Consider the following 10,151-nt stretch of genomic DNA (forward strand, 5'->3'; position numbering starts at 1 on the left):
GTGGCCCGACACCGTGGAAACGGCGCACCGGCAAGGTCGCGACGAAGGCCTCCCCCTGTTCGGGCAGGATGACGCACAGGCCGTCGGGCTTGTTCTGGTCGCTCGCCAGCTTGGCGATGAATTTGTTGTAGCTCACCCCGGCACTCGCCGTCAGTCCGGTCTCTTCGCGGATCGCCGCGCGGATCGCCTTGGCGATCTTCACCGCCGATCCGATACCCGCTTGTCTGCGGTGACGTCAAGATAGGCTTCGTCGAGCGCCAGCGGTCGATCAGGTCGTGTGGCGCGAAACACGTCCTGTATCTGATGCGACTGAACGATATACTTCAAAGCGCGGCTTGACGAAGACCAGATCGGGGCAACGGCGCTGCGCGGTGACCGATGGCATCGCCGATCTGACGCCAAACGCCCGCGCCTCTATAGCTGGCGGCCGCGACCACGCTGTTTCGATGATCCGCCGACGGCAACCGGCCGGCCGCGCGTCGGGATTGTCGCGCTGTTCGACCGACGGACAAAAGGCATCCATATCGACATGGATGATCTTGCGGATCGTGCGCACCCGTCGGTCATGCCTGCGTTTTTGCGCGTGTCGGGCAAACATTGCAATCGTGGGCGCGGCAGGCTGTCGCATTCCGAATGCCGGGCTCGACCCGAAAACGGACTGGCTCTTCGCATGGATGCTTGCGCATAAGCACGCCATGACCCTTTCCCCAAAACCGAAACTGCTTGGCGACCGCGAACTGACCGTGATGATGGCCTCGATCATGGCCCTCAATGCGCTGGCCATTGATGCCATGCTGCCCGCCTTCCCGCGCATGGCGGCTGGCCTGGGCGTGACCGACGCCAACCGTATCCAATATGTCATCGCCGCCTATCTCTTCGGCATGGGCGCGGGATCGCTTGTGCATGGGCCCCTGTCAGACCGGTTCGGGCGGAGGCCGATCCTGCTGGGTGCCATTGGCGGCTATATCCTGTGTGCGCTGGCGTGCAGCTTTGCGACCAGTTTCGAGATGCTGATCGCGATGCGGGTGGCACAGGGGCTGTGCGGCGCGGCGTTGGGCGTGCTCGTCACCTCGATCATCCGCGACCAGTTTGAAGGCGATGCCATGGCGCGGCGGATGTCGACCATCTTTCTGGTTTTCATGGCGCTGCCGATTGTCGCTCCGCTGGTCGGTTCGGCCGTATTGCTGTTTGCAGGCTGGCGTTCGATCTTTGACCTTTTTGCAATCATGGCCGTGCTTGTGCTCAGCTGGGTCGCCTTGCGCCTGCCGGAAACGCTTGCTCCGGAAAATACAACGCCGATCGAACCGCGCGCGCTCGCTGCGGCTTGGAAGCAGGTTATCACCAACCGTTCGGCAAATTGCTACATGCTGGCCGGCGGAACCTCGCAAGGGGCGCTGTTCGGCTATCTCAACAGCTCGCAGCAGATTTTCGACAAGACCTTTTCGGCCCCCGATTTCTTCCCGATCGGCTTTGCCATCATCGCCTTTGGCATCGCCTGTGCCAATTTCACAAATTCGCGCATTGTCGAGCGTTCCGGCGCGCGCCGTGTGTCGCAGACCGCATTGTTCGCTTTCATCACGCTGGCAATCGCCCAGGCGCTGGCGGCACATTTTGCGCCGGGATCGCTGCCGCTGTTTCTGGGCCTGATCACGTTCAACATGGCGATGATCGGCTTTGTCGGTTCGAACTGTTCGTCGATCGCGATGCAGCCCTTCGGGGCGATTGCGGATCCGCATCGTCATTCCAGAATTTCGTCCGCACCATCTGCCGCGCGCGATCGGCGCTGATCGGTCAGCAGTTCAACGGCGCGGTTACTCCCGGTTGCCCCCGGCTTCCTGATCTGGCAGCCCGGCGGCGCTGTCCCTGATCCTTTTCGGCGAGCGCGGCCGCTTGTTTACCCGGCCGGGAACTACCCGGCACGTTCCGTCCAATGAAAAGGGGAGGCCGAAGCCTCCCTTTCCTGTTGTCGCTTTCCCGCTCAGTTGATCGGCGGCACCGAGGCCGGCGGCGCGTCGGCATCATCCTCGTGCACCTTTCGATATGGCCCCTGCCGACATGGCTGCGGCTGCGGCTATAGACGAAATAGACCACCAGCCCGATGGCGGCCCAGATCAGGAACAGGATCCGGCTCTTCACGTCGAGCTTGTAGAACAGGTACAGGCAGCCCGCGATCGCAACTGGTGCTGTAAACATCAGCGCCGGTGCGGAACGGACGGTGGCGGCCCGGATCGGTGCGGCGGATGACCATCACCGCGATCGATACCGCGGCAAAGGCGAACAGCGTTCCTGACTGGAGATGTTCGCCAACCGCCCCACGGGAAGAAGGCGGCGAACAGGGCCACGAATATGCCGGTCAGGATGGGATCACATGCGGCGTGTTGAACTTCGCGGATGCGCGAAAAGGCTTCGGGCAAAAGGCCATCGCGGCTCATCACGAAGAAGATGCGGGTCTGGCTGAACATCATCATCAGAATGACGGAAGGCAGCGCCAGTCCGGCGGCCAGCCCGATCAGGTTGCCGATCTGCGGCCAGCCGATTTCACGCAGCGTGAAGGCCAGCGCTTCCTTGGAGCAGACCACATCCTTCATGCCTTCGCCGCACGGCGGCGCATTGCGCGGCCAGTTCACGGGCTGCCCGGTTCAAGCCTGATGACGCCTGCGGCATCCATGACCGGTTGCGAGCTGACCCCGGCGCGCGCCGATTACACCAGCGGCGACCAGAAGGTAGAAGATGGTGCAGATCGCCAGCGATCCGATCAGCCCGATCGGCATGTTGCGCTGCGGGTTCTGGTTTCTCGGCCGCGGTCGAAACCGCATCGAAGCCGACATAGGCAAAGAAGATCGAGGCGGCAGCCGCACCGATCCCGCCAAAGCCGAGCGGCGAGGGGTTCGAACTGTTCCATGTTCATCACCGAACGGCAAGCACGATAAAACAGTCAACGCGGCCACTTTGATCGTCACCAGTATCGCATTTACCGTGGCGCTTTCCCTGGCGCCGATGACCAGCAGCCAGGTCACGACCCCGGCAATGAACATCGCCGGAAGGTTCACCAGCCCGCCATCGAAGGGCCCCAGCACCATGTATCGGGTATGTCTATCGAAAAGGCGTTTTCGACAAGGCCGACGACATAGCCGGACCAGCCGACCGACACCGCGCCGGCCGCGACCGCATATTCGAGGATCAGCGCCCAGCCGACCATCCAGGCGATCAGTTCGCCCATCACGGCATAGCTATAGGTGTAGGCGGAGCCCGAAACCGGCACCATCGACGCCATTTCGGCGTAGCACAATGCGGCAAAGGCGCAGACGAGCCCGGCGATGACAAAGCTTATCATCATGCCCGGCCCGGCCTTTGCGCGGCTTCGGCGGTCAGAACGAAAATACCGGTCCCGATGATGCCCCGATGCCGAGCACGTCAGCTGGAATGCGCCAAGGGATCGGTGGAGGGACTTTTTCTCCGCGGTTGCCAATATGGCATCCAGCGGCTTGACCCGGTCGAATAGCATCAGATTCTCCCCAAATTTATATCTGGGGGCGAACCTAGAGGCTAATCTGTCGAGCGCAACAAAATTTCAGCGCACCAGCATCGGCCCCAAAGCTTTTCCACCGAAAAGGTGCACATGCAAATGCGGCACTTCCTGATGGCTGTTTATCCCGGCATTGGCGAGAAGGCGATATCCGGCGCCACCAGACCCGTTCGCGTGCGACATGGCCAACCGCGCGGATGAAACTGGCAATCTCGGCTTGCTGCCATGGGCGCTGAAATCGTCCCAGCCGACATAGGCGCCCTGGGGAATGACAAGAATGTGGATCGGCGCCTGCGGGTTGATGTCGTGAAAGGCGAGCGCCCATTCTGAAATCTCGTAAACTGCGGTTCGGAATTTCCCGCCGCAATATTTTTTCGCGAAGATATTCGGGTCGTCATAAGGCAGCGTGGCGTCAACGGGCATGGATCATCCTTTCCTGCTGGCTTTTTCGTCGATGCCTGAAATCCCCTCACGGCGCTCCAGTTCGTTCAGCACATCGTCAAGCCCCAGCCCCGCATTGGCGAGCAATATAGCCAGATGGAACAGCAGGTCGGCCGCCTCGCCGGTCAGCTTGTCCTTTCCTTCCGCCAGCGCGGCTATGATCGTTTCGGTCGCCTCTTCACCAACCTTCTGTGCGATCTTGGCGGTCCCCTGGCAAAGAGCGAGGCGACATAGCCGACGCCGGATCGGCATCCCTGCGCGCGGATCACCGCTTCCAGTCGCTCGATACGCGGATCCATCAGCGCCCCCGCCTTTGCAGCGCCATCACCATCTGCCGTTCATCCTCGGGAATCAAACCTTCGAGCACACGCCAGAAACCTGTCACCGATCTCGCCCGGCCGCGGCATAGGCCGCCGACAGACCGGCGCAGGGCATCGAACAACTGCGCCTCGAACGCGGCACCCGCCTCGGTCAGGCGCAACAGCTTTGCCGCCCGTCCTGCCCCCGCGCGGGTTTCAACCAGCCCCCTGGCGGACAGGTCGTTGAGCACACGCCCCAGCGACTGTTTGCGATCGACAGGATCCTGCATAAACGCGCTCACCGGCAGGCCGGGCTGGCGGGCGATGAAATAGAGCGCGCGGTGATGCGCACGGCCAAAGCCATGTTCGACCAGCAGTTCGTCGACCGATCGCGTCATGCGCGTATAGCCGAAATACAGCAATCTCGACGCCGCGCCTGACCTCATCCTCGCAGGAAAAGCGGCGATGCCGCTGGCGAGAATGTTCCTCGACCGGGGGAGAAGATGGGACAGCCATATTGACGTATCTTGACGCAGCTCCAAAACTAAGTGCAAGCATTTCCTGAACAGTGCATCTTCGTAATTTTATTTCAAATTGATCCTGCATGTCCCAGCTCCGCCTTTCCGACACCGAACGCCTGCCGCATCCGTCGCCGGTTGCGGACGATGCGCCGGGCTGATTGCCGATCCGGGCTTCGGAAAATATTCACCGACCATATGGTCACGATCAAATATAGTGAAGGCCAGGGCTGGCACAGCGCGACGCTCGGCCCGCGCGGCCCACTGACGCTCGATCCGGCAACCGCCGCTGCACTATGCGCAAGAGATATTCGAAGGCCTCGCGCCTATCGCCTTGCTGATGGATCGATGGCGCTGTTCCGGCCTGACGCGAACGCCTGCCGCCTCAACCAGTCCGCACGGCGCCTTGCCATGCCCGGAACTGCCCGAAAGCCTGTTCATCGGTTCGATCAAGGCGCTGATCGGGGCGGACAGGGCGTGGTTCCCCCCTGTCGAAGGCGGTTCGATCTATATCCGCCCCTTCATGATCGCCAGCGAGGTCTTCCTTGGGGTCAAGCCGTCGTCGGAATATCTGTTCATGGTCATCTGTTCGGCAGCGGGCAACTATTTCAAGAGCGGCGCACCGGCGATCAGGATCTGGATTTCGGAAACCTATACAAGGGTTAGCTCCCGGCGGCACCGGTGTGGCAAATGCGGCGGCACCATGCCGCCAGCCTGATCGCGCAGCAGGAGGCCATCGCCCAGGGCCGGGACCTCAGGTGGTTTTCCTCGATGCCGCCGTGGAGCATCGCTGCGGAAGAACTGGGCGGAATGAACATGTTCTTCGTGTTTGACGATGGCAGTATCATCACTTCGCCGACCGGCGGAACCATATTGGCTGGAATTACGCGCATCGCTCATCCAGCTGGCGCGAGAGGAAGGCCTGACCGTACGCGAGGAGAATTACGCCATCGATCAATGGCGCCGATGCGGAAAGCGGCGCGCTTGTTGAAAGCTTTGCCTGCGGAACGGCGGCGGTTGTAACCCCGGTCGGTAGTGTTCATGGCGCGCGGGCAGCTTTTACCATCGGCAGCGGCGGGCCCGGCCAACTGACACAGAAACTGCGCGCGAAACTGGTCGACATCCAGCGTGGCACCGCGCCCGATATCCATGGTTGGGTCGATCGTATCGATTAAGCCATTGCACATGTTGCCAAGCGGTTTTTGAACGCTATAAGGCCGCTCTCCCGAGCCGGTCCGGCTTGGCTCTGCTGGGGTGTCGCCAGGCGGTAAGGCACCGGTTTTTGGTACCGGCATTCGCAGGTTCGAATCCCGCCACCCCAGCCATTTCCCCATTTTACACCCCCTTGCCCTTGACTCCATTCGGATATAAACGCCGGTTAAGCGATGTAAAAGGTAGTAACTAATTGGCCGCGACTGTAGCGCAACTTGTAAATCGGCATTATTTGGCATGCATAGGGCGATGGGCCTGCTTTAACTGGATAATATGACGTTCCATCGAGGGTAGATGGGTAGCTAATATGCGTATTGCAATTGCCGACGATGAATCGGACGTCGTGAATTTCCTCAAGAATATCGTTGAAGATATGGGGCATATTGCCTCCACCTTTTCAGACGGTGCGGGCTTGTCGCAAGCTCTGGTCAGGGAAACCTATGATCTGGTGATCATGGACTGGACGATGCCCAAGAAGGACGGCCTGGCAACACTTGGCTGGATGCAGACATCGTTGCAGGAAAAGCCGCCGGTAATCATGCTGACCAACCGCACAGCCAAGAAAGACATTAGCGACGCGTTGAACGCAGGCGCGGATGACTATATCACCAAGCCCGGAGGATCCGACGGTGATTACGGCGCGGATCAATGCGCTCCTGCGCCGCAGTGCCGGCAGCGGCGCGTTTGAAAGCAAGGCGGTATATGGGAAATATGAATTCGACCGCATCGACCAGACGGTAACGATCGAAGGCAAGGTCGAGGCGCTGACGGCCAGTCAAGGAATCGAACTGGCCGACATGTTCTTCCGCAACCGATCGCATTTTCGCGCAACTATATCATGAAACGATCTCGCGGACGACGGCCGTCTGGCCACCCGCACGCTGGACACGCATATTCGCGTGTCCGCGCCAAGTTGATCTCAAACCCGAAAAACGGGTTTTTATCTTTCACGGTATTCGGCTACGGATACCGTCTGGAGACTATCGAGAAAAAGGTAAGGCCATGAAGTATCCGGCATCGTCCATCGCAGCCCTGTCGCTCGCGATGGCCTTGTGCGCACCCGCATCGGCCGACGATACAATCACCTATAAGGTGGTTCGCGGAGATACGCTGATCGGCCTTGCGGAGAAATATATGCTCCGCACCGGCGACTACAGGATTGTGCAGAAGCAGAACCGGATCGCCGATCCACGGATGATTCCGGTCGGAACGATATTGAAACTGCCAAGAACGCTGCTGAAGTTCCAGCCGTCCACCGCGCGTCTGTCGTCGGTGAAGGGGCAGGTCACCGCACTCGTCCAGGGCACGGCCAGACCGGCTGCGTCGGGGCAGGCGCTTGCGGAAGGTCAGGCACTGAAAACCGCAGGCGGGTCATTCGCGTCTGCTGCTTGAAGATGGGTCGCGCATTTCCATGCCCTCGAACACCGATCTGAAGATCGTCCGGCTGCGTCGCTATATCCTCGAATCTGCGCTCGATTATGATTTCCAAGTTGATCGCGGCAGCGCCAGGTCGAAGGTCGCCCCCGCTCAAATCGGCAAATGACCGCTATCAGGTGCGCACACCAAAGGCCGTTTCGGCGGTGCGCGGAACCGATTTCCAGACGCGGTTCGACGATACCGCCAAGCGCGATTTCGCCGAGGTTGACGAAGGCGCATTGGCAATCGGCGTCAAAAATGGCGGGAATTGGCACTGCCTGCGGGCAATGGCCTTGCGGTGAACGCCGATGGCTCCGCCATCGCAGAAGTGATGCCGCCGCCGCTTGAACAACGGGGCAGGCAAGCTGCAAATGGCGTCGATGTCCGTTTTGCCCTTCCCGCGCAAAAGTCGGCCATTCGTGCCAGCATTGCCAGGGATCCCAGTTTCGAGGATCAGGTCGCCGATCAGATCATATCCGGCGAAGCTGCGGACTTCGGCAATCTGGAGGATGGCAACTACTTCTTCCGCGCGCGGGCAATCTCGGCCAACGGCATTGAGGGCCTGCCCGCAACCTACACGTTCAAGCGGCGTCTGAATTCGATCAGCGGCTCGGCTGGCGCGGCTGATGACGGTTGGGTTTTCAAATGGGGTGGTCAGGGACGAGGTATCATCCGCTATAATTTCCAGCTGTTCAGGGGGAATACCGACGGCACCGCCTTTGTCGACGAGGCGGGCCGTCTGCGCAGCAGATTATCCTGTCCGGAACTGCCCGATGGCGACTATTACTGGCGTGTCGGCGCCATCCAATATGCGGATGGCGAAACCAGCACCAACTGGACGCCCTTTGAGAAGATCATCGTCGCTTCGAACTGATTTGTCGCAATCCCGATCCAAGGATGGCGCATGAGCCTTCGTCGCCGACTGCTGATCGAATGGTGCCCGATCGCGCTGGTCAGCACATTCGCCGTAATCTTTGCGACGCATTGGCGTGGAACTCGGGCGTTCGACAATCTGGTGTACGACCAGTTGTCGTCGCTTTCCCGACCTGCCCCTGATGACCGCATATTGCTGGTCAATATCGACGAACCCAGCCTGGCAAGACTCGGCAAATGGCCGTGGGGACAGAAATGTCCATGCCCGATTGATCGAAAAGCTGTCGGCGGCACAACCGCGCAGCATCCTGCTGGACGTTCTGCTCAGCGAAGCGGGCGCATGGCGATGGCGATGCACAACTGGCCACGGCGATGAAGCGCGTCGGGCAATGCCTTTCGCCCCCTGAACTTTCACAGCCCGGGCAGCGACGGCAGATTGTCGATAGCCGAACGCCCTTTGCCCCTGCTTGACGCGGCTGCAAAGGGTGCGGGCCACGTCAATGTGACGTTTGATAATGACGGCATCGCGATGGGTCAATTCTGTGCTTGGATGGCAGCGGTGAAAAAGCTGCCGCATGTGGCGGAGCTGGTTTATCGCAATGGCGGCGCGCCCTCCCCCGCCTTCCGGCGGCTGGATCGTTGCGGCCAGGATCTGGTCCTCCCCTATGCCGCGCGCGACAGCTTTTCGGAAATTTCCTTTGCCGATGCGCTGGACGGCAACATTCCCGCACAGCTGATTAAAGGCCGCGACATCGTCATCGATGCCACCCGCCGCGGGCATGGGCGAATTATCCCGGCCCCTTCAGCGACGGCGGCGTCGTTTCCGGAACCGAGATCATGGCGAACATGATTGCGGCGTTGCGAAGAGATGATTTCATTACACCGGCGGCAAACTGGCAGGTCGCGTTGCCGCCGCTGCCCACGTAAGGTGCTGCTGCCGGGCTTTCTGCGCTGGCAACCGCGCACGGCGCTGGCGGTATCGCTGGGGCTGTTCGTGCTCGTCCTTGCTGCCAGCTCTGCGGCGCTGGCCGCCAGCATCTGGTTCCCCCCGAGCGCTGCACTGATCGGCATCATTCTGGTTTACCCGCTCTGGGGCTGGCGCCGCCTGCAGGCGATGAGCGCGTTCATGCAGCATGAATTGGGCGAGCTTGAACGCGAAGGCGATATCGTGCCGCTGGCACCGGGCCCCTGATCGCGGTAGCGATCTTGTCGGCCGCCAGAGCGCGGCGTGTGGGAAGCGCGATCGACCATCTCGCGACCTGCGCCGCTTTGTTTCGACCCTCGCTGGAACATCTGCCCGATCCGATGTTCGTGACCGACACGGCTACAACAGTGACGATGGCCAATCAGCAGGATCGAGGAATATCTCGGCCCCGATCTGAAGGCACGCCGCTTTCACCATATTGCTCGACCGCATCGTGGCACCGGCCCACCGGCGCAGCGTGGACGAATATCTGAAAACGCACGGCAACGCATCACAACCCGGCGATCAGGGCTTTGTCCGGTTCGTTTCGCCGGGTGGCAGCCATTTCGTCATGCGCAGCGCCCCGGTTGTCAGCGACGACGGCAAACTGGTCGGCCAGATCCACTATCTGGCGGATATCAGCGCCCTGGCACAGGCGGAAAGCGACCACGAGGAAGCGCTGAAGCTTCTGTCACACGACATGCGTTCTCCACAATCGGCCATCATTGCGTTGCTGACGACTCGATCAAGGACAGTAATGTCAGCAACCGCATCGAGGGGCATGCCCGGCGGACGATTGCGCTTGCGCAGGATTTCGTCGACGTTGCGCGCATGGGCGAAAGCCGTTTGAAGGCAGCGACGTCCTGCCGCCGATCTGGCCCGCGACATCGCCGACAATCTCT

The 10,151-nt window shown here is 60.7% G+C and carries 10 protein-coding genes, 1 tRNA gene and 5 pseudogenes; 11 read left to right on the forward strand and 5 right to left on the reverse strand.

Features of this window, described 5'->3' with window-relative positions; translation table 11 throughout:
• Window positions 1–598: pseudogene (gene dinB / locus IPK59_22945) on the reverse strand (DNA polymerase IV).
• 76 nt (window positions 599–674) lie between these two features.
• On the opposite strand from dinB, the pseudogene IPK59_22950 reads away from it, so the two are divergent.
• Window positions 675–1,986 (forward strand): annotated as a pseudogene (locus tag IPK59_22950) (multidrug effflux MFS transporter).
• Here the strand turns inward: IPK59_22950 and IPK59_22955 are convergent.
• The 4 genes and pseudogenes from IPK59_22955 to IPK59_22970 form a co-directional block, all read right to left on the reverse strand.
• Window positions 1,979–3,505: pseudogene (locus tag IPK59_22955) on the reverse strand (amino acid permease). The pseudogenes IPK59_22950 and IPK59_22955 sit on opposite strands and share 8 nt — an antisense overlap.
• A gap of 66 nt (window positions 3,506–3,571) precedes the next feature.
• Window positions 3,572–3,949 carry an HIT domain-containing protein gene (locus IPK59_22960; protein MBK8161484.1) on the reverse strand — a complete coding sequence of 126 codons (378 nt, stop codon included), beginning with the start codon at window positions 3,947–3,949 and terminating at the stop codon, window positions 3,572–3,574.
• Between the two features lie 3 nt (window positions 3,950–3,952).
• Window positions 3,953–4,266 (reverse strand): annotated as a pseudogene (locus IPK59_22965) (phosphoribosyl-ATP diphosphatase).
• Window positions 4,266–4,664 carry a MarR family transcriptional regulator gene (locus IPK59_22970; protein ID MBK8161485.1) on the reverse strand — a complete coding sequence of 133 codons (399 nt, stop codon included), beginning with the start codon at window positions 4,662–4,664 and terminating at the stop codon, window positions 4,266–4,268. The pseudogene IPK59_22965 and the gene IPK59_22970 overlap by 1 nt, the downstream one beginning before the upstream one ends.
• Window positions 4,665–4,870: 206 nt before the next feature.
• Between IPK59_22970 and IPK59_22975 the strand changes: the two are divergent.
• From IPK59_22975 to IPK59_23020, 10 genes and pseudogenes are all read left to right on the forward strand, one after another.
• Window positions 4,871–5,959, forward strand: a pseudogene (locus IPK59_22975) (branched-chain amino acid aminotransferase).
• A 75-nt stretch (window positions 5,960–6,034) separates the two neighbouring features.
• Window positions 6,035–6,109: transfer RNA gene (locus IPK59_22980), tRNA-Gln, on the forward strand.
• 194 nt (window positions 6,110–6,303) lie between these two features.
• On the forward strand, window positions 6,304–6,684 hold the full coding sequence (locus tag IPK59_22985) for a response regulator transcription factor (GenBank protein MBK8161486.1): 381 nt from the start codon (window positions 6,304–6,306) through the stop codon (window positions 6,682–6,684).
• A gap of 314 nt (window positions 6,685–6,998) precedes the next feature.
• Complete coding sequence (locus IPK59_22990) at window positions 6,999–7,388, forward strand: LysM peptidoglycan-binding domain-containing protein (GenBank protein MBK8161487.1); 390 nt, start codon at window positions 6,999–7,001, stop codon at window positions 7,386–7,388.
• Window positions 7,389–7,549: 161 nt separating this feature from the next.
• Entirely contained in the window at window positions 7,550–7,714 is a 165-nt protein-coding gene (locus IPK59_22995) for a hypothetical protein (GenBank protein MBK8161488.1), read from the forward strand.
• A 26-nt stretch (window positions 7,715–7,740) separates the two neighbouring features.
• Window positions 7,741–8,286, forward strand: coding sequence for a hypothetical protein (locus IPK59_23000; protein ID MBK8161489.1), 546 nt, complete (start codon window positions 7,741–7,743; stop codon window positions 8,284–8,286).
• A 30-nt stretch (window positions 8,287–8,316) separates the two neighbouring features.
• A complete protein-coding gene (locus IPK59_23005; protein MBK8161490.1) occupies window positions 8,317–8,661 on the forward strand; it encodes a CHASE2 domain-containing protein in 345 nt (114 codons plus the stop codon).
• 183 nt (window positions 8,662–8,844) lie between these two features.
• Window positions 8,845–9,135, forward strand: coding sequence for a hypothetical protein (locus tag IPK59_23010; GenBank protein MBK8161491.1), 291 nt, complete (start codon window positions 8,845–8,847; stop codon window positions 9,133–9,135).
• A gap of 78 nt (window positions 9,136–9,213) precedes the next feature.
• Complete coding sequence (locus IPK59_23015; protein ID MBK8161492.1) at window positions 9,214–9,477, forward strand: hypothetical protein; 264 nt, start codon at window positions 9,214–9,216, stop codon at window positions 9,475–9,477.
• A 250-nt stretch (window positions 9,478–9,727) separates the two neighbouring features.
• Window positions 9,728–10,099: a hypothetical protein gene (locus IPK59_23020; GenBank protein MBK8161493.1), complete on the forward strand. Its 372-nt coding sequence runs from the start codon at window positions 9,728–9,730 to the stop codon at window positions 10,097–10,099.
• Window positions 10,100–10,151 lie beyond the last annotated feature (52 nt).

This window comes from Rhodospirillaceae bacterium (genome assembly GCA_016712715.1).
Classification (GTDB): domain Bacteria; phylum Pseudomonadota; class Alphaproteobacteria; order Dongiales; family Dongiaceae; genus Dongia.

Excerpts from the sequence above, each read along its gene's own strand:
- IPK59_22960 (MBK8161484.1), bottom strand. The coding sequence starts at position 3,949 with ATGCCCGTTGACGCCACGCTGCCTTATGACGACCCGAATATCTTCGCG.
- IPK59_22970 (MBK8161485.1), bottom strand. The coding sequence starts at position 4,664 with ATGACGCGATCGGTCGACGAACTGCTGGTCGAACATGGCTTTGGCCGT.
- IPK59_22985 (MBK8161486.1), top strand. The coding sequence starts at position 6,304 with ATGCGTATTGCAATTGCCGACGATGAATCGGACGTCGTGAATTTCCTC.
- IPK59_22990 (MBK8161487.1), top strand. The coding sequence starts at position 6,999 with ATGAAGTATCCGGCATCGTCCATCGCAGCCCTGTCGCTCGCGATGGCC.
- IPK59_23005 (MBK8161490.1), top strand. The coding sequence starts at position 8,317 with ATGAGCCTTCGTCGCCGACTGCTGATCGAATGGTGCCCGATCGCGCTG.